24 protein-coding genes are annotated in these 24,412 nt (G+C 65.4%); 6 read left to right on the forward strand and 18 right to left on the reverse strand.

Translation table 11 applies throughout. The features are described from left to right. Nucleotides 1-66: 66 nt before the first annotated feature. Entirely contained in the window at nucleotides 67-513 is a 447-nt protein-coding gene (locus M2335_RS14770; RefSeq protein ID WP_181558649.1) for a PAS domain-containing protein, read from the reverse strand. Between the two features lie 167 nt (nucleotides 514-680). Between M2335_RS14770 and M2335_RS14775 the strand changes: the two genes are divergently transcribed. Beyond that, on the forward strand, nucleotides 681-2,471 hold the full coding sequence (locus M2335_RS14775; protein ID WP_264595157.1) for an aminopeptidase P family protein: 1,791 nt from the start codon (nucleotides 681-683) through the stop codon (nucleotides 2,469-2,471). Nucleotides 2,472-2,479: 8 nt separating this feature from the next. Here M2335_RS14775 and M2335_RS14780 read toward each other — a convergent pair whose 3' ends face one another. The 4 genes from M2335_RS14780 to M2335_RS14795 form a co-directional block, all read right to left on the reverse strand. After that, the gene (locus M2335_RS14780; RefSeq protein WP_264595158.1) at nucleotides 2,480-3,985 is read right to left on the reverse strand and encodes a PAS domain-containing protein; all 1,506 of its coding nucleotides are present in this window, start codon (nucleotides 3,983-3,985) and stop codon (nucleotides 2,480-2,482) included. Between the two features lie 197 nt (nucleotides 3,986-4,182). Then, nucleotides 4,183-4,776 carry a Pr6Pr family membrane protein gene (locus tag M2335_RS14785; protein WP_264595159.1) on the reverse strand — a complete coding sequence of 198 codons (594 nt, stop codon included), beginning with the start codon at nucleotides 4,774-4,776 and terminating at the stop codon, nucleotides 4,183-4,185. A 35-nt stretch (nucleotides 4,777-4,811) separates the two neighbouring features. Continuing rightward, nucleotides 4,812-5,621, reverse strand: a complete 810-nt coding sequence (gene mutM, locus M2335_RS14790) for a bifunctional DNA-formamidopyrimidine glycosylase/DNA-(apurinic or apyrimidinic site) lyase (RefSeq protein ID WP_264595160.1) — start codon at nucleotides 5,619-5,621, stop codon at nucleotides 4,812-4,814. 42 nt (nucleotides 5,622-5,663) lie between these two features. Next, nucleotides 5,664-5,924 carry a hypothetical protein gene (locus M2335_RS14795; RefSeq protein ID WP_181558645.1) on the reverse strand — a complete coding sequence of 87 codons (261 nt, stop codon included), beginning with the start codon at nucleotides 5,922-5,924 and terminating at the stop codon, nucleotides 5,664-5,666. A 114-nt stretch (nucleotides 5,925-6,038) separates the two neighbouring features. Here M2335_RS14795 and M2335_RS14800 point away from each other — a divergent pair, with 114 nt between their 5' ends. Then, on the forward strand, nucleotides 6,039-6,836 hold the full coding sequence (locus tag M2335_RS14800) for an inositol monophosphatase family protein (RefSeq protein ID WP_264595161.1): 798 nt from the start codon (nucleotides 6,039-6,041) through the stop codon (nucleotides 6,834-6,836). An 18-nt stretch (nucleotides 6,837-6,854) separates the two neighbouring features. Here M2335_RS14800 and M2335_RS14805 read toward each other — a convergent pair whose 3' ends face one another. From M2335_RS14805 to M2335_RS14855, 11 genes are all read right to left on the reverse strand, one after another. Then, nucleotides 6,855-7,043: a YMGG-like glycine zipper-containing protein gene (locus M2335_RS14805; RefSeq protein ID WP_181558643.1), complete on the reverse strand. Its 189-nt coding sequence runs from the start codon at nucleotides 7,041-7,043 to the stop codon at nucleotides 6,855-6,857. Between the two features lie 80 nt (nucleotides 7,044-7,123). Next, nucleotides 7,124-7,474, reverse strand: a complete 351-nt coding sequence (locus M2335_RS14810) for an arsenate reductase (RefSeq protein ID WP_264595162.1) — start codon at nucleotides 7,472-7,474, stop codon at nucleotides 7,124-7,126. Nucleotides 7,475-7,506: 32 nt separating this feature from the next. Continuing rightward, the gene (locus M2335_RS14815; RefSeq protein WP_264595163.1) at nucleotides 7,507-7,941 is read right to left on the reverse strand and encodes an RrF2 family transcriptional regulator; all 435 of its coding nucleotides are present in this window, start codon (nucleotides 7,939-7,941) and stop codon (nucleotides 7,507-7,509) included. Between the two features lie 120 nt (nucleotides 7,942-8,061). Then, nucleotides 8,062-9,435: a class II 3-deoxy-7-phosphoheptulonate synthase gene (locus tag M2335_RS14820; protein WP_264595164.1), complete on the reverse strand. Its 1,374-nt coding sequence runs from the start codon at nucleotides 9,433-9,435 to the stop codon at nucleotides 8,062-8,064. 110 nt (nucleotides 9,436-9,545) lie between these two features. Next, complete coding sequence (locus M2335_RS14825; protein ID WP_264595165.1) at nucleotides 9,546-10,184, reverse strand: YoaK family protein; 639 nt, start codon at nucleotides 10,182-10,184, stop codon at nucleotides 9,546-9,548. A gap of 9 nt (nucleotides 10,185-10,193) precedes the next feature. Further along, complete coding sequence (locus tag M2335_RS14830) at nucleotides 10,194-11,159, reverse strand: NAD(P)-dependent oxidoreductase (protein ID WP_264595166.1); 966 nt, start codon at nucleotides 11,157-11,159, stop codon at nucleotides 10,194-10,196. Beyond that, nucleotides 11,149-12,624: a cysteine--tRNA ligase gene (gene cysS / locus M2335_RS14835; protein WP_264595167.1), complete on the reverse strand. Its 1,476-nt coding sequence runs from the start codon at nucleotides 12,622-12,624 to the stop codon at nucleotides 11,149-11,151. The genes M2335_RS14830 and cysS overlap by 11 nt, the downstream gene beginning before the upstream one ends. Nucleotides 12,625-12,747: 123 nt before the next feature. After that, entirely contained in the window at nucleotides 12,748-13,284 is a 537-nt protein-coding gene (infC, locus tag M2335_RS14840; protein ID WP_181558636.1) for a translation initiation factor IF-3, read from the reverse strand. Between the two features lie 224 nt (nucleotides 13,285-13,508). Continuing rightward, entirely contained in the window at nucleotides 13,509-13,952 is a 444-nt protein-coding gene (locus tag M2335_RS14845) for an acetyltransferase (protein WP_264571960.1), read from the reverse strand. Between the two features lie 46 nt (nucleotides 13,953-13,998). Continuing rightward, the gene (gene thrS, locus M2335_RS14850) at nucleotides 13,999-15,999 is read right to left on the reverse strand and encodes a threonine--tRNA ligase (protein ID WP_264595168.1); all 2,001 of its coding nucleotides are present in this window, start codon (nucleotides 15,997-15,999) and stop codon (nucleotides 13,999-14,001) included. Nucleotides 16,000-16,280: 281 nt separating this feature from the next. Then, nucleotides 16,281-16,622 carry an ArsR/SmtB family transcription factor gene (locus M2335_RS14855; protein ID WP_264595169.1) on the reverse strand — a complete coding sequence of 114 codons (342 nt, stop codon included), beginning with the start codon at nucleotides 16,620-16,622 and terminating at the stop codon, nucleotides 16,281-16,283. Nucleotides 16,623-16,692: 70 nt separating this feature from the next. On the opposite strand from M2335_RS14855, the gene M2335_RS14860 reads away from it, so the two are divergent. From M2335_RS14860 to M2335_RS14875, 4 genes are all read left to right on the forward strand, one after another. After that, nucleotides 16,693-17,160 (forward strand): SRPBCC family protein, encoded by a 468-nt coding sequence (locus M2335_RS14860; protein WP_264595170.1) that lies wholly within the window; start codon nucleotides 16,693-16,695, stop codon nucleotides 17,158-17,160. Nucleotides 17,161-17,315: 155 nt separating this feature from the next. Beyond that, a complete protein-coding gene (locus tag M2335_RS14865) occupies nucleotides 17,316-19,931 on the forward strand; it encodes a TonB-dependent receptor (protein WP_264595171.1) in 2,616 nt (871 codons plus the stop codon). Continuing rightward, complete coding sequence (locus M2335_RS14870) at nucleotides 19,931-20,752, forward strand: hypothetical protein (RefSeq protein WP_264574377.1); 822 nt, start codon at nucleotides 19,931-19,933, stop codon at nucleotides 20,750-20,752. The genes M2335_RS14865 and M2335_RS14870 overlap by 1 nt, the downstream gene beginning before the upstream one ends. Nucleotides 20,753-20,860: 108 nt before the next feature. Next, the gene (locus M2335_RS14875) at nucleotides 20,861-21,331 is read left to right on the forward strand and encodes a DUF4126 domain-containing protein (RefSeq protein ID WP_264595172.1); all 471 of its coding nucleotides are present in this window, start codon (nucleotides 20,861-20,863) and stop codon (nucleotides 21,329-21,331) included. A gap of 126 nt (nucleotides 21,332-21,457) precedes the next feature. Here the strand turns inward: M2335_RS14875 and M2335_RS14880 are convergent, their stop codons facing one another. Both M2335_RS14880 and M2335_RS14885 read right to left on the reverse strand, forming a co-directional pair. After that, nucleotides 21,458-21,838 (reverse strand): hypothetical protein, encoded by a 381-nt coding sequence (locus M2335_RS14880; RefSeq protein ID WP_264571954.1) that lies wholly within the window; start codon nucleotides 21,836-21,838, stop codon nucleotides 21,458-21,460. Between the two features lie 562 nt (nucleotides 21,839-22,400). Beyond that, nucleotides 22,401-24,179: a tannase/feruloyl esterase family alpha/beta hydrolase gene (locus M2335_RS14885; protein WP_264595173.1), complete on the reverse strand. Its 1,779-nt coding sequence runs from the start codon at nucleotides 24,177-24,179 to the stop codon at nucleotides 22,401-22,403. Nucleotides 24,180-24,412 lie beyond the last annotated feature (233 nt).

Here is a 24,412-nt window from a genome sequence, read left to right on the forward strand (position 1 = left end):
ACCGCGTCGAGCAGCCCCGTCGGCTATGGCAATGTCAGACCTATCGAGACGAACGGAGCCCCGCCGTCACATCTGCGTCTCATACTCCGCCGTGACGTCCTGCTTGGTGCCGGTGAGCCGCACGACACGCCGTTCGCACAGCACCGGCACGGCCGTCAGCCGCATCCAGCGCAAGGCGCCATCCGGCCGGCGCAGCCGCGCATCCATGGTGAAACCGCGACGATGGCGAATCGCATAGGCCCGCAGCGACTCCATCGCCGCCCGCGAGTCCGCCAGATAGATCGATGTCGCCAGTGACCGTGTCAGCTTCTCTTCCACGGGGATGCCGAACAGATCGTAGACGGCTCTGGACCATGTCAGGCTTTCGTCGGTCAGCCGGCAGCTCCACAGGCCAATGCCCTGATTGTCCAGCGCGCTCTCCTCCCGGTTCACCATGGGCATGATCGGCAGGCGCCAGCTAGCCTCGTAAACCGGCCAGCTATGCGTGAGAAAAGGCGTTTGCCCGGTAGTCATAGGATGATCTTTGCTCTGGTCCTGATCGCATGAGCGTCCCGGTCTTGTTCGCCAGCAGTGGCGGCAAATGCTGGCAAGCCGTCTGGAAACGCTTATGCTGTCCGGCAGAGATTAACGAGCGCCCCTTAAAAATGAACGAATGCGGGCGCGAACAGGAACGCTTGTCCATGTCTACCCATGAAGATCGCCTGCACGCGCTGCGCGCCCAGCTGTCCCGCCAGTCGCTCGACGGATTCGTCGTGCCGCTCACCGATGAGCATCTGTCCGAATATGTCGGCGGCTATGCGCAGCGGCTCGCCTGGCTCACCGGTTTCCTGGGCTCTGCGGGCAGCGCGGTGGTCCTGCCGGAGGAAGCCGCGATCTTCACGGACGGACGCTATACCTTGCAGGTGCGCGATCAGGTGGATGGCGCGCACTGGCAGTTCGAGAGCGTGCCGCAAACGAGCGTCGCCGCCTGGCTCGGGGTCCATGCCCCGGCTGGCGGACGGATTGGCTATGATCCCTGGCTGCACACCCGCCGATGGGTCGAGGAGGCGACACGCTCGCTTGCCAGCAAGGGCGCCACGCTCGTGGCGGTCGATCATAATCCCGTCGATGCCGTGTGGGACGATCGGCCCGATCCCAGCAAGGCCCGCCTCGTGCCGCATGATGAGCGTCATGCCGGGCAGAGCAGCGCCGCCAAGCGCGCCGACATGGCGGACTGGATGAAAGCGCAGGACGTGGACGCCACCGTCCTAACCGCGCTCGATTCGATTGCCTGGACCTTCAACATTCGCGGCGCGGACGTGACCCACACGCCGGTCGCGCTGGCTTATGCCCTGCTCCATGCGGACGGCAAGGCGCAGCTCTTCGTCGACCCCGCCAAGATCGATGCCGATGTGCGCGCGCATCTCGGCAATTCGGTCGACATTCTAGACCGCGCCGCTTTCACCGATGCGCTGGCAGGGCTTGCCGGCAAGGCCGTCGCTGTCGACCCCGACCGCGCCGTCTCCGCGATCTTCGAAGCGCTGGACAAGGCCGTCGCCCTGATCAAGCCGCTGCGCGATCCCGCTGTTCTGCCCAAGGCCGTGAAGAACCAGACCGAAATTGCCGGCCACAAGTCCGCGCAGGCGCGGGACGGCGCCGCCATGGCCAAGTTCCTCCACTGGCTGTCCATCGAAGGCCCCAAGGGCGGCCAAACCGAAATCAGCGTGTCGGACCGCTTGCAGGCTTTCCGTGAGGAAACCGGCGCGCTCGTGGACCTGAGCTTCGACACGATTTCCGGCTCTGGCCCCAATGGCGCCATCGTCCATTACAAGGCGAGCGAGGCGACGAACCGGCCGGTTGAAGCGGGCACCCTACTGCTGGTCGATTCGGGCGGGCAATATCGCGACGGGACGACCGATATCACCCGCACCATGGCCATCGGCACGCCCACGCAGGAGATGCGGCACCGCTTCACGCTGGTGCTCAAGGGCCATATTGCGCTCGCCTGCGCGCGGTTTCCGGCTGGCACGCGCGGCAGCCAGCTCGACGTGCTCGCCCGACAATTCCTGTGGGCCGAGGGGCTGGATTATGCCCATGGCACCGGCCACGGTGTCGGCAGCTTCCTCTCGGTGCATGAAGGGCCGCAACGCATTGCGACGTTCGGCGGCGGGGACGAACCGCTGCAACCCGGCATGATCCTCTCCAACGAGCCGGGCTATTACAAGACCGGCGAATATGGCATCCGCATCGAGAATCTGGTGCTGGTAGTGGACAGCGGCACCGGCGAAAACGGCCGGCCGTTCTTTGCCTTTGAGACGCTGAGCCACACCCCCATCGATCGCGCCCTGATCGCGGTCGCAGCGCTCACCCCGGCCGAACGCGCGTGGGTGGACGCCTATCATGCGCGCACGCTCGAGATTATCGGGCCGCAACTGGCTGGCGAGGATCTGGCATGGCTGCAGGCCGCCTGCGCGCCTCTAACCGCGGACTGACAGGAGGCTCAGGCCGCCTGCAGGCGATAGGGAATGGTCGTCGTGACCTTGAGGCCGCGCGGCAACCATTCCCGCACGAAGGTGCCGCGCAACTGGCGCTCGATGCTCAGCCGGATGAGATCGGACCCGAAGCCCTGATGATCGCCGGGCGGCGCGCTGTCGCCCTTGCTCTCCTGCCACTCCAGCCTGAGCTGCTCCGAAGACCCTGAGATCATCAGGTCCACAAATCCTTCTGGCGAGGAGAGCGAACCATATTTGACGGCGTTGGTCGCCAGTTCGTGAAACACGAGGGCGATGGGGGTCATATAGGTTTCGGCGAGCAGCACATCGTCGCCGCGAATGCGGATGCGCTCGATGCCCTCCAGATTATAGGCGGCGAACAATTCGCCCAGCAGCCCCTGCAGCGTCAGCGCCTGCGCCCCTTCGCGGGGCTGCACATAATCATAGGCCCGTCCCAGCGCCGCGATCTGGTCGCTCATTTTCGAGCTGAAGCCCTTCAGCTCCGGGACGCCCCGGCTGGAGAGGTAGAGCAGCGAGCCGATGACCGTGAAGATGTTCTTGATGCGATGGACCAGCTCGCGCGAGAGAAGCTCCTTCTGCTCGCGCATGATGCGCTGATCGTGAATGTCCGTGCAGGTGCCGAACCAGCGCACGATGTTGCCGGCATCATCCCTGATCGGCAATGCGCGCCCGAGCGTCCAGCGATACTCGCCATCGAACCGGCGCAGGCGATATTCGATTTCATAGGGATCGCCGGTGGCCAGCGAATGGCTCCACACCTCCCACGCCTTGGCCTGATCGTCTGGATGGAACTGGCCGTTCCAGCCGGTCCCGTCGGTCCGGCCGAGCTGCGCACCGGTAAATTCGTACCAACGCGCATTGTAATAATCATGATAGCCATCGGCCCGCGTGGACCAGACCATCTGGGGCATGGCGTCGGCCAGCACCCGGAAGCGCTCCTCGCTCGCCGCCAGATCGGCTTCGGCGGCATTCTCCCAAGCCCGATGCGCGAGCATGACCCGTCGGGCCTCCAGCCGCCGCATCGTGGCTTCCGCCAAGACGGTGAGGCCCTGACGTTGAATGTCGGTCAGCCCAGTGCGCGGCTCTGGTGAGATGACACAAAGCGACCCCAGCGCCTCGCCACTCTTGGATACAAGCGGCGCCCCGGCATAAAAGCGAATATGCGGTTCGCCGGTGACGAGCGGATTATCCTGAAAACGAGCGTCCTGCGTCGCGTCGCCTACGTCCATGACATCATGGCCGAGCATCGCGTGCGCGCAGAAAGACATGCTCCTGGGCGTCTCGGTGGCGTCGATCCCGGTCTTCGCCACGAACCTCTGGCGATGCTCTTCAACCAGGCTGACCAGCGCGATGGGGCAATCGCAGAGCTGGCCGGCAAACTCGACGATTCGGGTCAGTTCCTCGTCGCCGAACAGCCCGTCGATCTCATAGGCCTCAAGCGTGATGCGCTCTTCGGGCGAAACAGCGTCGCGGTTACTCTCAGCGCTCGCCATGGGCGCTCACAATCCGGCCTCGGCAGACGTAAGGCTGCGCGCTTGAAGAGGGCCAATATGTGAGGAGCAAGATCGTCATGGGGAGACACCCATGTAGGAGCGCAAAGGCGGAAGTCCATGCGGACTTTTGCGTATCTGCGGGATTTCGTCGCAGGAAGCGTCTCTCAATCAGTCATTTCTTGATCTCTGGCGCAGATTCATCCCAACCGGCGGTCGATCCACACTACCACGGCTCCGACAAGCATGAACCCCATAGCGATGAGGCCCACGGTCACGCCAACCTGCGCCCAGCCATGGCGGGAGACATCGACGAAGGGATAGGGATAGCGCCCATCGAACTGCGCGCGCCCGATGGCATAGGCCAGATAAGCCAATGGCAGCAGCGCCCAGCGCAGCGTATCGGCATAGACCAGCCGTCCCTTGGGCACGAACACGAGCCAGTAGAGCGCCACCGCAGGCGGCGCGATGTAATGGAGCAGGAGGTTCGAGGTCTCGGCGGGGCCGCTGAGGCTTTCCGTCGCGCGCAGCAGCACTGCATAGACGATGCCGATCAGTCCCATGGCCAGCATCACGCCTGCCAGCCGGCGGGGATGACTCGGTGCCTTCGCCCCCAGCGCCACGCCGAACAGCACCACGCAGCTGAGCAGATTGCCGATCACCGTGAAGAAGCGCAGCATCGTCCACGCGGCGGCCTGGGGTGAACCCGTCGTCTCCAGAGAGACGGCAAAGCGGATCGAAAGTCCGGCAAAGGCGATGAGGCCGACAAGCAGCGCCGCGATGCGCGCGGACATGGACAGCGTCTTGATGGGTGAGCGCATCTCTCGGCCTAGCTCTGGCAAGTGGGGCAGTAAAAGGTGGAGCGGCCCGAATCGACCCGGCGTTTCACCGTGCCACCGCAGGGGCAGGCCAGCCCTTCCCGCCCATAGACGCGCCAGTCCTTGGCGAAATAGCCGAGCTCGCCATCCGGCCGCGCATAATCGCGCAGGGTTGAGCCACCAGCGGCAATGGCGGCCGCCAGCACGGCGCGAATGGCCTCGACCAGCCGCGCGAGCCGCGCCCGCGAGATCCGCCCGGCCGCGCGCGTCGGCGATATGCGGGCGATGTTCAGCGCCTCGCACACATAGATATTGCCCAGCCCGGCGATGATCCGCTGGTCCAGCAGCATCGCCTTGATCGGTGCCGCCCGCCCCTCCAGCGCCCGCGCCAGATAGTCAGCGGTCAGCGCATCGCCCAGCGGCTCGGGGCCGAGGGCGACGAAGGGCGGGTAGGCGCCCAGCGCATCGGTTGGTGTCAGGTGCACGAACCCGAACCGGCGCGGGTCATTGAGGGCAAGGCGGTGGCTGGCCGTCTCCAGTAGCAGATGATCGTGCTTGCCCACCTCGCTCGGGTCGATCCGCCAGCGCCCGGACATGCCGAGGTGGAAGATCATGGTGTCGCCGCGATCGGTATCGATCAGGCCATATTTGGCGCGCCGGCCCAGCCCGGTGATTCGCGCCCCGGTGAGCCGCTGGCGCAGATCGACCGGGAAGGGAAAGCGCAGGTCCGCCCGGCGCGGCTCGACCAGCGTGAGTTGCGCCCCGTCGAGCACCTGACGCAGGCCGGCAACGGTGGTTTCGACTTCGGGAAGCTCAGGCATTCCTGCAGGCATAGGCCGACGCGCGGCCTGCGCCAACAGGCATCAGAGCCAAAGTTGCCAGGGCAGCAGCAGCGGCGCGCAGAAGAGCAGCGCCAGCGCCAGCATCAGCCGCGCCTTGCCGGGCACCGCCAGTTCATCGGGCACCAGCCCATCGGGCCGCGCCCACAGGAACGGGCAGGCGAGGACAGCCAGCGCGCCCAGCCCCAGAGCCACTAGCCGAGCCCCCAGAAAAGCGCCGTCCAGCCACAGCCCCATCGCGCCAAAGGCAAAGCCGAGGGTCAGGACCCACATCAGCAGGCGCATGGTCGGGGCTCTTTGCTCATGCCCTCAAAAAACGGATCGAAGCGCCGTCTCTTTAGCGAGGAACGTGCGCGAAAACCGCTGGCTCTTCGGCGGCTTTCTCCGTAGCGAACGGCCATGGCTCTTCCCGATGACATCACCCTCGCCAATGCCCTTGCCGACGCAGCGGGCGCCGCGATCCGCCCGTTTTTCCGCGCGCCTTATGACATCGAAGCCAAGGCCGACGCCTCGCCGGTAACGGAAGCCGATCGCGCGGCGGAACTGGCGATGCGCGGCCTGTTGGAGACGCAGCGTCCGGCGGATGGCATCATCGGCGAGGAATTCGGCACCGTCCGCGAAGGCGCGTCACGCCAGTGGGTGCTCGACCCCATCGATGGCACGCGCAGCTTTATCGCGGGCCGCCCGATCTTCGGGACGCTGATTGCCTTGATGCAGGACGGCTGGCCGATCCTCGGCATCATCGATCAGCCGATCAGTGGAGAGCGCTGGGTCGGCGCCATGGGTCAGCCGACATTGTTCAACGGCAAGCTTGCGCGCACCCGGCGATGCCGGGCTCTGGAAGGCGCGCAACTGGCGACGACCAGCCCCCATTTGTTCAGCGCGCATGATGGCGAACATTATCTCGCGCTCGCCGCAGCCGTTGCCGGCGACCGACTGGGTCAGGGCCCGATCTATGGCGGCGACTGCTATAATTACGGCCTGCTGGCGAGCGGCCATGTCGACATCGTCTGCGAAACCGGCCTCAAGCTCCACGATTTCGCAGCGCTCGTCCCCGTGGTCGAAGGTGCCGGCGGGCACATGTGCGACTGGTCAGGCGAGCCGCTCCATGAAGCCAGCGCTGGCGACGTCATCGCCATGGGCGACCCCGCCCGCCTCGAAGATGTTATCGGCGCCCTGTCCCATCATCACGACTGACGGGCCAGGGCCGCGATTTTAGTCGACGACCGTCCCGACCACGGCGCCAGCTGCGCCACCGACAGCCGCACCCTTGCCGACGTCATTGCCAGTCACGGCAGCCGTGCCGGCGCCCGCAGCCGCGCCGATGCCGGCGCCCTTGAGGGTCGAACAACCCGAGACAGCCAATGCACTGGCCGTGATGAGCCCGATCAGAACGAGTTTCATGATGCATTCCTTCCAGCAAATTCCTGCTGAACAAATGCGCAAAGCGTCCGCGTCGTTCCCGACCGCTGCGGCGCCCGGGCCTAGGCCTTGAGAACCGCCTGCCACTGATCCGGCTTGAAACCGACCAGCAAGGCGCTCGCCCCCGTCACCACCGGGCGCTTGATCATCGAGGGATGCTCGACCATCAACGCGACGGCCTTGGCCTCATCGATCCCGCTCTTGGCATCATCTGGCAGCTTGCGAAAGGTCGTCCCGGCGCGGTTGAGCAGCACGTCCCACCCTGCCTGCTTTGACCAATCGGCCAGCTCTGCGGGCGTCGGCGGCGCGTTCTTATAATCGCGGAAATCATGCGCGATGCCCTGATCGTCCAGCCATTTGCGGGCCTTCTTCACCGTGTCGCAATTGGGGATGCCGTGCAGGGTCAGGGACAATGCTCTCTCCTTGGAATACAGACCAAACGCAATCAGGCCGGCGCGCCTGCCTCGGCATCCTCGAACTTGTCGGCCAGCGTCAGGCGGTCGAGGATGGCGGCGGTCTCGTCGCGGACCTTGAGCATGATGCGCCGCAGCTCGCACTCATCTTCCGGCAGGCAGTTCTTGCAGGGCTGATGGGCATAGCGGCTGGCACAGGGCACAAGGGCCAGCGCGCCATCGGTGAGGCGGAAGATGTCCCCATAGCGGATGTCGATCGGCGGCAATGCCAGCCAATAGCCGCCTTCCCGCCCCCGCCTCGTCGCCACGAGGCCCGCACGGCTGAGTTCGGACAGGATCACGGTCAGAAATTTGGCGGGAATATTCTGCGCGGCCGCAATATCGGTGAGCTGGATCGGCCCCTCGCCATAATGCCGCGCGAGATGCTGGAGAGCGCGGATGGAATATCGCGTGCGTTGCGAAAGCATACCAACCTATTTGGCAGAGAATGCCGTCCGCGCAAGGGGCAAGCCCGTGCAATCGCTCGATAGCGGTTCTTTTTCAATCTCGGGAACGGGCCGTGACGCGCGCCACGGCCCTTCCGATTGTTAAGCGGCCTGCTTGCGCCGCTCGGCCAGCTCGTCGTTGAGCATTTCGGCCAGCAGGAAAGCCAGCTCCAGGCTCTGCGCCGCGTTGAGGCGCGGGTCGCAATGCGTGTGGTAGCGATCCGCCAGGCTCTGCTCGGTGATGTCGATCGCGCCGCCGGTACATTCGGTGACGTTCTGGCCGGTCATCTCGGCATGGATGCCGCCGCCGAAGCTGCCCTCGGCGCGGTGCACGGCGAAGAAGCCGCGCACCTCGGCGAGGATGCGCTCGAACGGGCGCGTCTTATAGCCATTGGCCGCCTTGATGACATTGCCGTGCATCGGGTCGCACGACCACACCACCGGATGCCCTTCGCGCATCACCGCACGCACGAGCGGGGGCAGCGCGCCCTCGATCTTGTCATGACCATAGCGCGTGATGAGCGTGATCCGCCCTGCCTCGCGCCGCGGGTTCAGCGCATCGAGCAGGCGCAGCAGCACATCGGGCTGCAGGCTCGGCCCGGCCTTCATGCCGATGGGATTGCCGATGCCACGCAGATACTCGACATGGGCCGAGCCCTCGAAGCGCGTCCGGTCGCCAATCCACAGCATATGCGCGCTGGTGTCGTACCACTGGCCGGTGAGCGAATCCTGACGGGTCAGGGCCTGCTCATAAGGCAGCAGCAGCGCCTCGTGGCTGGTGTAGAAGCTGGTGCCGCCAAGCTGGGGCACCGTGTCGGGCGAGAGGCCACAGGCCTTCATGAAGTCCAGCGCCTCGCCGATGCGATCGGCCATCTCGCTGAACTTCTGGGCCCACGGGCTGCGGCCCATGAAATCCAGCATCCAACCATGCACCTTGTCGAGGCTGGCATAGCCGCCGGTCGAGAAAGCGCGCAGCAGATTGAGCGTGGCGGCCGACTGATTGTAGGAACGGATCATGCGCGCCGGATCGGGCTCGCGGCCGTCTGCCGTGAACGCGATGTCGTTCACATTGTCCCCGCGATAGCTCGGCAGCTCGACGCCATCGATCGTCTCGGTCCCGGCCGAGCGCGGCTTGGCGAACTGGCCGGCCATGCGACCGACCTTCACCACCGGCAGCTTGCTGGCAAAGGTGAGCACCACCGCCATCTGCAGCAGCACGCGGAACGTGTCGCGGATGTTATTGGGGTGGAATTCCGCGAAGGATTCGGCGCAGTCCCCGCCCTGCAGCAGGAACGCCTCGCCATTGGCGACCTTGGCCAGATCGGCCGTCAGGTTGCGGGCCTCGCCTGCAAAGACGAGCGGCGGAAAGGTCCCAAGCTGCGCCTCGGCTGCCGCGAGTGCCGCAGCATCGCGATAGATCGGCATTTGCAACCCTTCATGATCCCGCCAGCTCGCGGGCGACCATTTCGCCGTCATGATATTCCAGACTCCAAGCGTGTTCGCGCCACAACATGGGGTGTGGCGGACAAGGGGCAAGCCCCTACGCGTTTGAGGGCTTTGAGGCAAGGCGAATGGGCAGGGCGCCCTTAACGCGGCGCCGGGACGAACCGCGCGGCCAAAACTGTGAGAACCATCGCCACACCCGCCGCAATCCACAGCGCTGAAGAGCCCAGCCTTGCATAAGCGAAAGCCCCGGCAATCGCGCCGGTCATCAGCCCACTCCACAGGCCAAGGTCGACTCGCCAGTGGCTTGCATCCTTGCCGGTGAGGCGGTTGGCGAGCGCCTGACCCAGCCGGACGAGCGCGCCGGTCATGTAGGTGAGCCCGACCTTCACCTCGCCATTGTCGGCGAGCGCGGCATTTTCGGCGCCCATAGCCATGACCATCGCGGCGAGTGCAAAAGTCGGCGAAATCGGTGCGGCGAGCGCGGCCATTAGGAGCAGAGCCGTCACCAGGCCGAGCACGGCCGGACGGCGATGTGGACCCGCGCGATGGCCCACCAGCCCGCCCAGCACAACGCCCGTAACGAACCCGGCAATGAGGCCTGCGGCGGTCAGCGCGGCGCTGGAGCCCTCGCTGATCCCCACCGCCAACCGCGTCGAATTACCGCTCATGAACGAAACGAAAAAGCCGCCAGCGGTGAGAAAGCCCAGTGCGTCCACGAAACCGGCCAGCGCGGAGAGCGCGATGGCGAGGTTGAGCAGGCGGGCGTCGGACCTCAACATCGCTCTCGCCTAATAATCCCGATTGAGGTCGGCGACATGCTCCAAGGGCTCGCCGGCCAGATAGTGGCGGATGTTCCGCGCGAACCGCTCGGCGCCGCGCTGGAAGGCACTGGTCTGGCTCGGCCCTGCCAGATGCATGGTGACGAGCACGTTCGGCGCGCGCCATAGCGGGTGTTCGGGCGGCAGGGGTTCCGGCGTCGCGACATCGAGAAACGCGCTGCCCAGGTGCCCGGCCTCCAGTGAGGCGATGAGCGCGGGCTGATCGATCAGATCGCCGCGCGCGATGTTGATGAGGCGAGCCCCCGGCTTCATCGCGGCCAGTTCCGGGGCGCCGATCATCGCCCGCGTCTCGCTGGTGTTGGGCGCGGCGATGATGACGAAATCGAACTCGCCGAGCCGCGGACGCCAGTCATCCGGACCGATCACCGCATTGGCGCTGTCTGCCGAGCGGCGCACGCCGGTCACCTGAACGCCAAAGGCGCGCAGGCGGGTGCCGATCTCCCGGCCGATGGCGCCATAGCCGATCACCAGCGCCCGCGCGCCGAGCAGCTCGAAATTGCCCGGCGGCCGCATCAGCCAGTTTTGCCGGTCATGGGCGCGCACGACCTCGTCCAGTCGCTTGGCCAGCACCAGCGCGCCCATCACGGCATAATCGGCAATCACGTCTGGCATCAGGCCAGCGCCATTGGTGAAGATCTGGCCGCGCGCGCGCATGTCCTCGATCGGGAACGCATCGAAGCCCACGATGACCGTATGGATCCACTTGGCGTTCACCGCCGCGCGCGGACCCTTGGCATAGACATTGCCGGCGAACTCGTCGAACCACCCGATCTCCGCCTCCGGCGCCAGGGCCATTGCGTCTTCGGCCGTGGAGAAGCCGCGCAATATGACGCGCCCGGCGAGCTCGGCGCCCAGCATGGCTTCCAGCCTCTCCCGCTGCGCTTCCGGCAGAACGATAAGCGGTTTATGCCCCATGATCGAGCCTCCATTCCCAGCCGAGCGGATCGCCGTCCATGACCTCGACGCCGGCGGCGAGCAGTTCGTCGCGCAGCGCATCCGAGGCCGCGAAGTCCTTGTCGGCCCGTGCAGCCCTGCGCCGGTCCATCAGCGCCGCGATGGCCCCTTCATCGATGGCGGCAGTCTTCGGACGCAGGCGCAGTTCTTCCCGCTTCAGAGTGAACAGCCCGAGGCCGAGCACGCTCTCCATCGCCTCGACCAGCGCGCGCTTCTCCTCGGCCGGCACCTTCTTCATCGCCAGCGCCTCGTCCAGCACGGTGAGCGCGACCGGCGTGTTGAGATCATCGCTGATCGCGGCATCGAAGCGCCCCAGCAAGGGCGTCAGCTTGGAATGCGCCACCGCGTCAGCCGCAGCCACATCGCGCAGGGGCGCTGCGCTCATCAGCATCCGCTTGAGCCGGGTCAGCGCCGCGCCGAGATTGTCCCAGCTGAACTCCAGCTCCGAGCGATAATGCGCCTGCAGGCACATCATCCGATAGGCGAGCGGATGATAGCCCCGGTCGATGAGCAATTGCAGCCGCAGGAACTCGCCCGATGATTTGCTCATCTTTCCGGTGCGGTCGATCAGGAAGTTATTGTGCATCCACAGCCGTGCGCCGGAATGGGCCGCGCAATCGAGATGGCCGTGATCGGCATCATAGCCCTGGATCGCCTGATTCTGGGCGATTTCATTGGGGTGATGGATCTCGCGATGATCGATGCCACCGGTGTGGATGTCGAACGGCAGCCCCAGCAGCGCGCGGCTCATCACCGAGCATTCCAGATGCCAGCCCGGCGCGCCCTTGCCCCAGGGCGAGTCCCATTCCATCTGTCGGCTCTCGCCCGGCGGCGTTCTACGCCAGATCGCGAAATCGGCGGCGTGGCGCTTGCCCTCGACCGGATCGATGCGGCTTTCGCCCTCGTCCGTCGCGGCGCGGGCAAGGCGGCCATAATCGGCGACCGTGCTGGTATCGAAATAGAGGCCGGTCGGCAGCTCATAGCAATGCTGGTCGGCAATACTCTTGGCGAACTCGATCATCTGCGGCACGAAATCAGTCGCGATCGACCAGTGCGCCGGCTGGCGGATGTTCAGCGCCGCCACGTCCGCCCAATAGGCCTGGGTATAGTGCTTCGCGATGTCCCAGATCGACTGCGCCTGCTGCGCGGCCATCCTCTCCATCTTGTCCTCGCCGGCATCGCCATCGTCGGTGAGGTGACCGACATCGGTGATGTTGATGACGTGGGTGAGCTTGAAACCCTTGAAACTCAGCGTCCGCCCGAGCGTATCCGCGAACACATAAGCGCGCATGTTGCCGATGTGCGGATAATTATAGACCGTCGGCCCACAGCTATAGACCCGCGCCTCGCCGGGGTGAACGGGATCGAACGGCTCGAGCTGGCGCGTAAGACTGTTGAAGAGCTTGAGTGACGGGGCTTGGATCATGGCGCGCCCATGTGAGCGCAGCCAGCGCGCGGGTCAACAGGGCACAAAGGCCGTGATGCGCTGACGGGGAAAGCCATAGCAATGGCAGAGGGCGGCGCAGGCACCGCCCCCTGACCGAAAATCTCAGCCCTTGGGTGCGAGCACCATGAGCATCTGCCGGCCTTCGAGGCGCGGATAGGATTCGACCTTGGCGATCTCGGCCGTGTTCTCGGCGACGCGCTGGAGCAGCTGCATGCCGAGCTGCTGGTGCGCCATTTCACGGCCGCGGAAGCGCAGCGTGACCTTGACCTTGTCGCCCTCACCGATGAAATCGACGACCTTCTTCATCTTCGTATCATAGTCATGATCGTCGATGTTCGGACGCATCTTGATCTCCTTGATCTCCTGCGTCTTCTGGGTCTTGCGGGCGATATTCGCCTTTTTCTGGGCCTCGTACTTATACTTGCCGATGTCCAGGAACTTGCAGACCGGCGGATCTGCATTGGGAGAGACCTCTACCAGGTCCAGACCGACGTCCGCTGCCTGCTCGATCGCCTCGCGCGTGAACATCACGCCCAGATTTTCGCCCTCTTCATCAATGACGCGCACCTTGGGCACACTGATGAATTCATTGTAGCGGGGGCCGTTCGCGGGCTGTGGCGCCATCGGGCGGCGCATCATCGGGGGACGTATAGCAGTTTCTCCTGTTGCCAATTCACATATGCGAGATGCGCACCTTACCGGTTTTCCATGAGAACGGAAAGAGGCCGTAGCGCGACACGAGGCGAACTGCGGCGCGAAGGCCACAGTTGCGTGCACCGTGCATTTAGGATCGCAAGCCGCTCACGGCAAGGGCCATCATCAGCGAGGCCGCATGATGAGTGAGCAGGGCGTTGCGGCATCCCTCAGCCCGGATGGCGGAAATGAATGAGCGGATAGGGCCGCCCTGCCGGATCGGTCTCTGAGCGCCCCGTGCGCACGAAGCCGCGCGCTTCGTAAAACGCGATGGCATGAGGCGCCTGCTCGCTGGCGTCCACCTTTGCGCCGGGCACCAGCGCGAGAGCGTGCGCGACAAGAGCGCTGCCATAGCCCTGACCATGCACGGCGGGATCGACGAACAGCGAATCGATCTCGTCTTCGCCCATGCCGAGAAAGGCCTGGACGGTGCCGGCCGCATCCGTCGCGACCCACAGGTCCACGGAGGGAAGATGCTCGTGTTCGACCATGCGATCGATCTCAACCCGGTCCTCGGGCGTGAGAAAGCCATGCGTCGCGTCGACCGCCGCCCGCCAGATCGCCAGCGCGCGCGGCAGATCGGCCGGAGTCGCCTTGCGGATGTGGATGCTCATCGGGTTCTCATCATCTAGCTCCTCCTCTTCAGGGGAGGGGCTAAGGTTAGGCCAGATCCGGGGGCGTGGCCTCCGCCACCAGTTGCGCGATGACCTCCTCCACGCTCAGCACCTTCTGATGCTCGTCACTGCCGAGGCGGCGCAGGGCGACGGTGCCCTCCTCCGCCTCGCGACGGCCCACGACCAGCAGATTGGGCACGCGCCCAAGGCTGTGCTCGCGCACCTTGTAGTTGATCTTTTCGTTGCGCAGATCGGTCTCGGCGCGGATGCCGGCGGCGCGCAGCTTCTCGACCACCTCGCTCGCATAGCCGTCCGCATCCGAGACGATGGTCGCGACCACTGCCTGCACCGGCGCCAGCCACAGCGGGAACTTGCCGGCATAATGCTCGATGAGGATACCGATGAAGCGCTCATAGCTGCCGAAGATCGCGCGGTGGAGCATCACCGGCCGGTGGCGCGCGCCATCCTCGCCGACATAGCTCGCATCCAGCCGCTCGGGCAGCACGCGGTCGGACTGGATGGTGCCGACCTGCCATGTGCGGCCGATGGCATCGGTGAGGTGCCACTCCAGCTTGGGCGCGTAGAAGGCGCCTTCGCCGGGCAGCTCCTCCCAGCCATACTCGTCCGTCGCAAGGCCGGCCGCGATAACGGCGTTGCGCAGTTCCGTCTCGGCCAGATCCCACATCTCGTCCGAACCGAAGCGCTTTTCCGGGCGCAGCGCGAGCTTGATCGAATAGGTAAAGCCGAAGTCCTTGTAGATGCGGTCGGCCAGCGCGCAGAAGGCGCGGACTTCATCGACGATCTGGTCCTCGCGGCAGAAGATGTGCGCATCGTCCTGCGTGAACTGGCGCACCCGCATCAGGCCGTGCAGCGCGCCATGCGGCTCGTTGCGGTGGCAGCAGCCATTCTCGTAGATGCGCAGCGGCAGATCGCGATAGCTCTTGATGCCCTGGCGGAAGATGAGGACATGCGCCGGGCAGTTCATCGGCTTGAGCGCCATCCACTGCGCATCATTCGACACGAGCGGGCCTTCGTCCTCGACATTCGGCACCTCGTCCGGGATGACGAACATATTCTCGCGATACTTGCCCCAGTGGCCGGACTGCTCCCACTGGCGCGCATCCATCACCTGCGGGGTCTTCACCTCGTTGTAGCCCGCGTCATCGATGGCGCGGCGCATATAGGCCTCCAGCTGGCGCCAGATGACGAAGCCCTGCGGATGCCAGAATACGCTGCCATGCGCTTCCTGCTGGAGGTGGAACAGGTCCATCTCCTGCCCGATCTTGCGATGATCGCGCTTGGCGGCTTCCTCCAGTCGCAGCAGATGCGCGTCGAGCTGCTTCTTGTTGAGCCAGCCGGTGCCGTAGATGCGCGAGAGCATCGCGTTCTTCTGGTCGCCACGCCAATAAGCGCCGGAGACGCGCGTCAGCTTGAAGGCCTGCGGATCGACCTTGCCGGTGGAGGCGAGATGCGGCCCGCGGCACATGTCCAGCCAATCGCTGCCGGACCAGTAGACAGTCAGATCCTCGTCGCCGGGCAGTTCGGCCGCCCACTCGGCCTTGAAGCGCTCGCCCTGCCCTGTCCAGCGCTTGACCAGCTGCTCGCGGGTCCAGACCTCGCGGCGCAGTGGCTTGTCGGCAGCGATGATCTCGCGCATCTTCGCTTCGATGGCGGGCAGGTCTTCCTCGGTGAACGGCCCGCGATCCGCCGGCGCCGCGACGTCATAATAGAAGCCATCGTCCGTGGAGGGACCGAAGGTGATCTGCGTGCCGGGGAACAGCGCCTGTACCGCCTCGGCGAGGATATGCGCATAATCGTGGCGGACCAGCTCCAACGCGTCCGCCTCGTCCCTGGCCGTGACCAGCGCCAGCTGCGCATCGGCCTCCAGCGGGCGGGTGATGTCGACCAGCTGGCCATCCACCCGCGCAGCCAGCGCCGCCTTGGCGAGGCCGGGGCCGATCGCGGCGGCGATCTCCGCCGGCGTGGTGCCGCGCGCAACCTCGCGCTGCGAGCCATCGGGGAGCGTGATTGTCACCTGTTGCGTCATCGGTCTGGTTCCTGCTGTGCGGCTTGCCGCTTAGGCAAGTGCGGAAGACTTGGGAAGAGGCGGAACGGGCCGGATGCGCATGACCGCCCCGATCCGCTGCTGGGATGGGGCCTTCGGTCCTGCGCGCTTCAATCGATGAGGCGCGTGCCGACGACCCCGGTGCTAGTCCGGGTGAGGGGCGTAGTCGCGACTGTGAAGCGCAGACGGGGCATGGCGGCTTTCATAAGGGGAGCGCGGAGGTTTGTCACCTGCTGGCGGGCATCCCTTACAGCGTCGTCGATTCAGCGCAGCCGAGCGAGCATCGACGCCGCATAGGCCGCATAAGGGCCGATCCAGCGCTCGTGGATCGCGTGAATGGGCAGTGCATCGAGGTGATTCCACCGCTCGCGCCCGCGCTTCTCGGCGATCACCAGCCCGGCACTCTCCAGCACGCCCAGATGCTGCATGACCGTGCAGCGATCCAGCTCCGGCAGGAGCGCGCACAGCATCCCGGTGGTCTGAGGGCCGCCCTTGAGCGCATCGAGCATCCGGCGGCGGGCGCGGTGACCGAGCGCCTTGAACAGCGCGTCGGCAGCATCCTCATTGTCCGTCTCGGGCTTTGCGATTTTAGTCTGCGTTGACATGTTATGTTTTTATAACATATGAGTCGCCCTATCAAGAGGCGGTGGTGCTTCCTTTGCGAGAGGATGGAGCATGGAGCTGAAGTTCACGGTCGGCGGGCGGATCGATAAGCCGGTGCATGAGGTATTTGAGGCCGTGGCGAACCCGGCCCACCTATCCCAATTCTTCACCACGGGCGGGGCGCAGGGGCGACTGGAACCGGGCGCAACGGTGACCTGGGACTTTCATGACTTTCCCGGCGCCTTCCCTGTCGAGGTGGTCGAGGTGGAGCAGAACGCGCGCATCGTGCTGCGCTGGGCCGGTGCGGACGACGCCGTGACGCCGGACGCCCAAGGCCGCGCGCTCACCACCGTGACCATGACCTTCACCGCGCTGGACGGCGGACGAACCCATGTGCAGATCAGCGAGGAAGGCTGGCGCGACAATGCGGCGGGCCTCAAAGCGTCCTACGGCAATTGCGAAGGCTGGACCGGCATGCTCTGCGCCATGCGCATATGGCTGGAGCATGGGGTAAATCTGCGCGACGGCTTTTATAAGTGACGAGCTGTCCCTGCCCACTGACCTGACGAGACCCACCCCGTCACCAATCCGTCATCCTCCCTTCATGTGCATGACGCCGTTCCGTCACCTCCCTGACGCAACGCCTCCCTATCTGCCGCCCCCAGAACAAAACCTGCTTTTGGGGACTCACCACAATGAAACCGCTTTACCCGACTTTCCGGGCCGCTTTGCTGTGCTCGGCCATTCTGCTTGCCACGCCTGCCTTCGCGCAATCCGCGCCCGTTCCGGAGGCCGAGAGCGAGGCCGGTGCGGACGGTGACACCATCGTCGTCACCGGCCAGCGCCGCGCGCAATATGAGGCGACGGCGGAGAAGCGCGAGGCGTTTGCGGTGATGGATGCGATCTCCGCCGACGATATCGGCAAGCTGCCGGACCATAATACGGCGGCGGCGCTGCGGCGCATTCCGGGTCTTTCCGTGCAGGAGGATCAGGGTGAGCCGCGCTTCCCGGTGCTGCGTGGCCTGCAATCCACCTACAACCGTACGACGGTGGACGGCGCGCTGGTGGCCGGCGTGGATTCGGGCGGGCGCACCGTGCCGCTGGACATCGTGCCCTCCGTGATGGCGGGGCGGATCGAGGTCATCAAGACGGTGACGCCGGAGAATGACGCCAATGCCGTCGGCGGCATCATCAATATCACCACCCGTAGCGCCTTCGATGCTGGGCGGCCGTTCTTCAACGGCATCGCCTCTTATGGCATTTATGAGCAGCATGGCGAGGTGCGCAACAGCAAGCCCTCCTACCGGCTGGCCTTTGCCGCCGGCACCACCTTCGGCGCGGATGACGAATGGGGCATCGTGATCGGCGCGAGCCAGGAGCAGCTCGATTACGACATTCCGCAGATCGAGGTAGCCAGCCCCTCCGTACGCGAATATACCGCCGCCGGCGCCCCGGTGGACAGCGGCGCGGCGACCGGCAACGGCATCCAGGTGCCGACCCAGCACCGCCTCTTCTGGTACAACAACACCAAGCAGCGCACCGGCGGCAACGCCAAGCTCGAATGGCGCCCCTCCGACACGTTCCGCTGGGAACTCTCCGGCGTCGTCGCCCGCACCGAGGACGATGAGGAGCGCATCGAATATCGCATGGAGCCGATCGGCAATGTCGCGAACCAGACGCAGACCAGCGGTCAGTTCGCGCGCGGGCGGATCATCGTGCAGCTCAACCAGCCGATTACGCGGCGCCTCGTCGCGCTCGGCCGCACCGCCTTCGCCTGGGATGGCGGCGAGCAATGGAAGCTGGACGGCGACGCGGTGTTCTCGCTCGGGCGGATGCGCGTGCCCAATGAGAGCATCGAGTTCCGCACCCGCGATGCCGACGCGACCCGCTATGCCTTCAGCTATGATACGTCGGACTTCTACCCCGTGTTCACGCCGACCAACACCGCCGCAGCGGTGAACCCGCAGAACTTCTATCTCCAGCAGCAGCGCAGCAATCTGGAGAAGTCGCTGGAGAAGAGCGGCCAGTTCCGCCTGAACTTCACTTATGGCGATGACAGCATCGACGGCGGCATCAAGCTCAAGACCGGCGCCGTGCTGCGCCTCACGAGCCGCAAGAACGAAGTCGAGCGGACCGACTACAAGGCCGCCAGCGGCTTCACCTACACGCTCGACAAGGTGGTGACCGCCGGGCCGAGCGAAGCGATCCGCGACAAATTCTACATTCCGATCCGCATCGATGCGCAGGCCTTTCCGGCCTTCTATCAGGCCAATCAGAGCCGCTTCACCACCACCGTCGCCTCGAAGGCGGGCGATTATAAGGTCAACGAGGACGTCTATGCCGGCTATGTGCAGGGCAGCACCCGGATCGGCAATGTCACGCTGCTCGGCGGCCTGCGCTATGAGCGCACGGAAGTCTCCTCCGATGCCTATCGCACGCTCGGAAGCGCGCTCACCCAGATCACGACGGACGGCAGCTATGGCAACTGGCTGCCCAGCGCGCACATCCGCTGGGATGTGACCGACCGCGTCGTGGTGCGCGGCGCTTATACCAACACCATCGGCCGGCCGGATTATTCCTCCATCGCGGCGAGCGAGACGCTCAGTTTCGATGGCAGCCAGCCAACGCTGTCCCGTGGCAATCCGGGCCTCAAGCCGCGCGAGAGCCGGGGCTTCGATCTCTCCTTCGAGTTCTACCCGAAGGATGGCGTGATCTCCGCCGCTTTGTTCCACAAGAAGATCAAGAACGAGATCTTCACCCTCTCCAATGTGGAGACGATCGATGTCGGCCGGGGCCCGGAGAGCGTACTCGTCTCTGAACCGCGCAATGCCGAAACGGCGACCATCAAGGGCCTAGAGCTGAACCTTCAGCAGGCGCTGACCTTCCTGCCCGATCCGTTCGACGGGCTGGGCATGAGCGCCAACGCGACCTTCCTCGATACGCGTTTCACCTTCCTCACCACGGCCGGCCCGCGCGTGACCAGCCTGTTCCTCCAGCCGGACACGGTGTGGAACGCCTCGGTCTATTATCAGAAGGGCAAGTTCGAGGGGCGCCTGTCTTACAACTATATCGGCGGCTTCCTGGAGACGATCAACGACACCATCCCCAATGCCGACCAATATTGGAAGAGCCGTGGCACGCTGGATGCCAATATCAGCTATCGCGTCACGTCCAACATCACGCTCTATGCCGAGGGGCAGAACCTCAACAATCAGGGCCGGCGCGAGCTGGTCGGGCCCGGGCGCACCTACCTGCAGGAATCCGCTGAATATGGCCGGACCTTCTGGTTCGGCGTGGCGGCGAATTTCTGATGGGCCTGCTTCTCGCTCTGGCAGCCAGTGCCGCCACGGCGGCAGCGGCGGCGGGGACACCCGCTGCCGCCCCGCCCCAGGGCCAGCCGGCCGAAACGCTGCGCCGCATCCCTGCCGAGGAAGCGCGGCAGGGCGTGGCGGTCGGCCCGAACGATGTCTATGCCGTCGCCAACTGGACCATCGCCCGCTACGATCGCAAGACCGGCGCGCGGCGGGCAGTCTGGACTGGCGAGCCGGCGCGCTACCCGCACATCAACAGCTGCGCGCTCATCAAGGCCGAGCTGGTGTGCGCGGCCTCCAACTTCCCCAGCGTGCCACAGGCCAGTTCGGTCGAGATCTTCGATCCCGTCACCCTCGCCCACAAGCGCACCGTCTCGCTCGGCCTTGGCACCGGCTCGCTGACCTGGGTCGACTGGCATGACGGACACTGGTGGGGGCTGTTCGCCAATTATGACGGCAAGGGCGGCGAGGCACCGCGCGACCACCGCCACACCACCCTCGTCCAGTTCGATACGGACTGGCGCCGCACGCAAAGCTGGGCGCTGCCCGCCACGATCCTCGAGCGGATCGCGCCGATGAGCATCTCGGGCGGCGGGTTCGGCCCCGACGGACGGCTGTGGCTCTCCGGCCATGACAATCCCGAGCTCTATGTGACGCAATTACCCAAGGGCGGCGCCACGCTAGACCATATCGCCACCGTGCCCATGGAGGCGGAAGGCCAGGCGATCGACTGGGACGAGAACCGCCCCGGCATCCTGTGGGGCATCAGCCGCAAGACCCGCGCCATGCTGGAGATGCGCGTGCCGCCGGTGCAGCCGTAGGACGGCGGCGGTGCCCCTCGCGCAACGCCGCCCAAGAATACTCACGCCCCGGAACGATCCCCGCATCGCGTCAGTTCTCCAGACGAACCCATCTACGGAGAACGCGACATGATCCGATCCTTCCTCATCGGCCTGGTGGCCGGGCAGCGTGGCATGACGCCCTTGGCGGCAGTGGCGACAGGCACGCGCAAGGGGGATATTCCGGTGGTGCTGCCCCTGCAGGGCCTGTTGCGCAATCCGCTGATCGCGGCAGGCGCAGCGTCGCTGGCGGCGGCGGAGATGGCCGGCGACAAGATGAAGAGCGCGCCCGACCGGATCGTGCCGATCGGCCTCGCCGTGCGCAGCGTGACGGCGGCCTATGCCGGCGCCGCCCTGGCGCCGCGTGGCCGCCGCGGGCTAGGCGCGGCGGTCGCAGTCGGGACGGCGCTGGCCTCATCTTATCTCGGCTGGCGCCTGCGCTGCGCGGCGATGCGGCGTTATGGGCAGACCGCGACCGGCTTTGTCGAGGACGCCCTCGTGCTCGGCAGCGGCCTTGCGATTGCGAGCCCAAGTGTAGCCGGGGCTGAACGATCAGCCTAGGCGGCGAGGGAAAGGTTGAATGCCGCGCTGGGTGGCCGTTGTCCGATATTTCGATTGGTGAGCTGCCATTCCCGGTACGACGACTTTGCGGACATTCTCTTAGCGCTGGAATGTCCTGAAGGCGCCTTACAGATTACCGGCGAGGGTTGTGGTTTTGAGGACGAAGTCCATTGCCGGATTGAAGCAAAGCCACACGACAAGCAGCGACATAATTACTAGAAGAAGATTGGTCGCGACCGAGCCAATCAAAGGTCGCAAGGCCATTTTCAAAACCGCCGACGCCAGCCAGGTCCCTACTCCAATCGACATCGCGATGACTAGCGTCCACATGACCCCGTTCAGGATGTGAAAGCCATCGTTATCGTGGCAACCCGATCCAGCTTCACAATCGCCCATGATGTTGCCAACAAACACAGCGAATCCCATCCCGACAAAGAGAAGGGCGCTAGGCAGACAGCCAAAAGGCATCGCTGTTTGAAGATGATGCTTAAACGAAGCGATGGTCATATCGTGATGCTACCGCCGCTCTCATCTGCGGTTCAAGCCAGAAGACCACAATCGGGATGTCCGCTCCCCACGCCAAACTGGCCGCTCATCCATCCTTCGTCACCTCTCCAAAGCGGCTATGGCTGTGGTCCAACCTTGGTGTTGAACGCGGACTGATCAGGCGCGACGCCATTGCCGGCATTCCCTCCGTTCGTCCTGAGTAGCTGCTGAGCTTGTCGAAGCGGCGTATCGAAGGCTGGCCTGTGCGCTGCGATGCTTCGATACGGGTCTTCGATACGCGCCTGCGGCGCTACTCAGCACGAACGGGGAAAATCGGCAAAGATCGCATTTCGACGTCGACCCAGCGACCCCGGCCGCCCTTCGCAGATGTTCCGTCGCACAGTAATTTGTCCACAGCACCGCAGAGCATTTCAATAAAAATGCCGACGGACGCGGGATGGGAGGCGCTGCCCCTCATCCAACATGGCAGGTGCGCGCCGCGACGGTCTGGCAGACGGACGTCGCGCCTATCCTTGCAACGACGGCCGCGCCCGGACGGGGGAGATGGCGCGGCCGTCGGTGCTCATGGCTGCGTGCAGCTGATCTGCGCCGCAGACTGATCCGATGTGTCGCCCGCCCGCCGGGCGATGGCGGGCGCCGCGCAGATAGGGCGCTGGATGCCGTTGAGGCCGGACATCGGCCCGGCGGTTGCGCTCAACTGATCGGGCCGCTTGCCCTGCTCCACCCACGCGACGAGGGCACCGAACGCATCATATTGATCCGTCGCCGGGCCGCCGGCGCAGTGGCCCATGCCGGGCACCGGGAAGACGCGCACGAACTCGCGCGCGGCGCCCTTGTACCGGGCATCGACCTCGCCCCACCAGGCCAGCGTATCGTTTACCGAGAAGACCGGGTCCGACATACCATGCGGCACGATGAGCTTGCCGCCCCGCGCGCGAAACGCATCGAGGTCGCTCGACCGCGCGCCGATATCCTGCCAGGCCGAGCGCGTGAACGGTGGCACCACCGCCTCTACGCCGGCGCGGGCGCGATTCATGTCGAGGCGCATGGCCCAGGCCAGCAATTCGTCAGGCGTGGCACCGGCCAGCGTCGGCGGCGTCATGAAGACGGCGGCGAGCGAAGGCAGGCCCATGGCGACATTGATCGGCGGCACGCTGCCATCGGGCGTGCCCAGCATCCAGATGCGCCAGCCCATGTCCGCCCAGCCGGCATCCCACGGGAAACCCGGATAGATCTGCGCGCCCTTGCTGTCCCGCGCGCCCTCGTGAATGCGCAACAGCGCGTCGAGCTGTGGCTGGGAGAGGCAGCCCTCGGCCTTGTCGCCCTTGCACAGGCTGGCGCGCAACTGTGGCAGCACCCTGGCGGAGGTGCACTGGCCGACCGCACCGATCAGGCCATCAGTCGTGCCGTCGAGCGCGTCGCAGGCGGTGCGCACCGCCTGCCCGACCAGCGCGAGATCGCCCATGCTGAAACTTGCGCGCAGATTGGCAAGCGTCACCGGCTTGCCGGATGCCTGCACGACGGAGGCGAAGGCCTGCGTATTCCACGCCTCGGCAATCGCGGCTTTGGGCAGCGAGAAGCCGGGCGCGGCCGCGACAATCCCGTCGAACAGATCCGGGTAGCGCTGGGCGAGCATCATGCCCTCCTGCCCGCCCTTGGAGCAGCCGACGAAATAGCTCTGGCGGGGGTCGCTCCCGTAGAACTGGCGGATCGCCGCCTTGGCCGCATGGGTGACGACCGGCAGCGAGGTGCCGCCATAATCGGCGCGCGCCTGCGGATCGAAACCGAAAGCGCTCGCGCCGCCGCGCGCAGGATCGCTATTGGTCGCATTATCGTGCCCGCTATCCTGCGAGAGCACGGCATAGCCCTGAACCAAGGCCGGCGCTGCGGCGGTCAGCCGGCCAATAGCGTCGCCCAGCTCGCCATTGGTGCCGCCCCCGCCCGAAAAGAAGAACCGCCCGTTCCATGCCACCGGCAGGCGCAGATGGAACCTGATCGCATAGGCCTGGCCGTCGACGCCGGTGTGCGCGCGCGTCGCGCCGACGATGGCGCAATGGGCCGGCAGCTCGACCGGCGGCGGTGTCATGCCGGGAGGGCCGGGCGGCACCGGCGCGGGGCCGGCGGGATTGAAGGTCGCGCTGAGCAGGCGGGTGGAGGCATCCGGCCAGTGCCCCGCCATGGTTGCGCCGAGCGCGGCGCATCGGGCGGTGGCATCTGCGATGGTCGCGGCGGGGATTGCAGAGGTCGTGCCCGACGGTGGGGCTTCGGCCGCCCGGAGCTGGTGAGGAAGAAGCGCGAGGATGGCCGCAAGCGGCGCAAACATAAGGCGATGCATGGTCATGACGGTCTTCCGCTCCTCTCCACAAGGCGCCCTCACAGTAAACGCGTGACAGCGAATCAGCAATCGATTACAAATTTCGCGCAGAATGACTCTGTCCGGGAACTGTCGGGGGTGTTGCCGCGATGATGATTTCCATTGCACGCCTCTCCCATTCTCGCTCAGCGGTAACTGTGGACCGCGCGCCACAGGCAGACTATTTTCTTTTTCATATAAATGAAAGGAGTCGCCGAAAC

This window comes from Sphingobium sp. B12D2B (assembly GCF_025961775.1).
In the GTDB taxonomy this organism is placed as follows: domain Bacteria; phylum Pseudomonadota; class Alphaproteobacteria; order Sphingomonadales; family Sphingomonadaceae; genus Sphingobium.

Bases quoted from the DNA above. Each gene is read 5' to 3' on its own strand.
- M2335_RS14885 (WP_264595173.1), bottom strand. From the start codon at position 24,179: ATGACCATGCATCGCCTTATGTTTGCGCCGCTTGCGGCCATCCTCGCG.
- M2335_RS14770 (WP_181558649.1), bottom strand. From the start codon at position 513: ATGACTACCGGGCAAACGCCTTTTCTCACGCATAGCTGGCCGGTTTAC.
- thrS (WP_264595168.1), bottom strand. From the start codon at position 15,999: ATGACGCAACAGGTGACAATCACGCTCCCCGATGGCTCGCAGCGCGAG.
- M2335_RS14800 (WP_264595161.1), top strand. From the start codon at position 6,039: ATGGCTCTTCCCGATGACATCACCCTCGCCAATGCCCTTGCCGACGCA.
- cysS (WP_264595167.1), bottom strand. From the start codon at position 12,624: ATGATCCAAGCCCCGTCACTCAAGCTCTTCAACAGTCTTACGCGCCAG.
- M2335_RS14870 (WP_264574377.1), top strand. From the start codon at position 19,931: ATGGGCCTGCTTCTCGCTCTGGCAGCCAGTGCCGCCACGGCGGCAGCG.
- M2335_RS14875 (WP_264595172.1), top strand. From the start codon at position 20,861: ATGATCCGATCCTTCCTCATCGGCCTGGTGGCCGGGCAGCGTGGCATG.
- M2335_RS14880 (WP_264571954.1), bottom strand. From the start codon at position 21,838: ATGACCATCGCTTCGTTTAAGCATCATCTTCAAACAGCGATGCCTTTT.
- M2335_RS14815 (WP_264595163.1), bottom strand. From the start codon at position 7,941: ATGCTTTCGCAACGCACGCGATATTCCATCCGCGCTCTCCAGCATCTC.
- M2335_RS14795 (WP_181558645.1), bottom strand. From the start codon at position 5,924: ATGCGCCTGCTGATGTGGGTCCTGACCCTCGGCTTTGCCTTTGGCGCG.
- M2335_RS14860 (WP_264595170.1), top strand. From the start codon at position 16,693: ATGGAGCTGAAGTTCACGGTCGGCGGGCGGATCGATAAGCCGGTGCAT.
- mutM (WP_264595160.1), bottom strand. From the start codon at position 5,621: ATGCCTGAGCTTCCCGAAGTCGAAACCACCGTTGCCGGCCTGCGTCAG.
- M2335_RS14855 (WP_264595169.1), bottom strand. From the start codon at position 16,622: ATGTCAACGCAGACTAAAATCGCAAAGCCCGAGACGGACAATGAGGAT.
- M2335_RS14805 (WP_181558643.1), bottom strand. From the start codon at position 7,043: ATGAAACTCGTTCTGATCGGGCTCATCACGGCCAGTGCATTGGCTGTC.
- M2335_RS14780 (WP_264595158.1), bottom strand. From the start codon at position 3,985: ATGGCGAGCGCTGAGAGTAACCGCGACGCTGTTTCGCCCGAAGAGCGC.
- M2335_RS14830 (WP_264595166.1), bottom strand. From the start codon at position 11,159: ATGGGGCATAAACCGCTTATCGTTCTGCCGGAAGCGCAGCGGGAGAGG.
- M2335_RS14775 (WP_264595157.1), top strand. From the start codon at position 681: ATGTCTACCCATGAAGATCGCCTGCACGCGCTGCGCGCCCAGCTGTCC.
- M2335_RS14845 (WP_264571960.1), bottom strand. From the start codon at position 13,952: ATGAGCATCCACATCCGCAAGGCGACTCCGGCCGATCTGCCGCGCGCG.
- infC (WP_181558636.1), bottom strand. From the start codon at position 13,284: ATGATGCGCCGCCCGATGGCGCCACAGCCCGCGAACGGCCCCCGCTAC.
- M2335_RS14865 (WP_264595171.1), top strand. From the start codon at position 17,316: ATGAAACCGCTTTACCCGACTTTCCGGGCCGCTTTGCTGTGCTCGGCC.
- M2335_RS14820 (WP_264595164.1), bottom strand. From the start codon at position 9,435: ATGACGGCGAAATGGTCGCCCGCGAGCTGGCGGGATCATGAAGGGTTG.
- M2335_RS14785 (WP_264595159.1), bottom strand. From the start codon at position 4,776: ATGTCCGCGCGCATCGCGGCGCTGCTTGTCGGCCTCATCGCCTTTGCC.
- M2335_RS14825 (WP_264595165.1), bottom strand. From the start codon at position 10,184: ATGTTGAGGTCCGACGCCCGCCTGCTCAACCTCGCCATCGCGCTCTCC.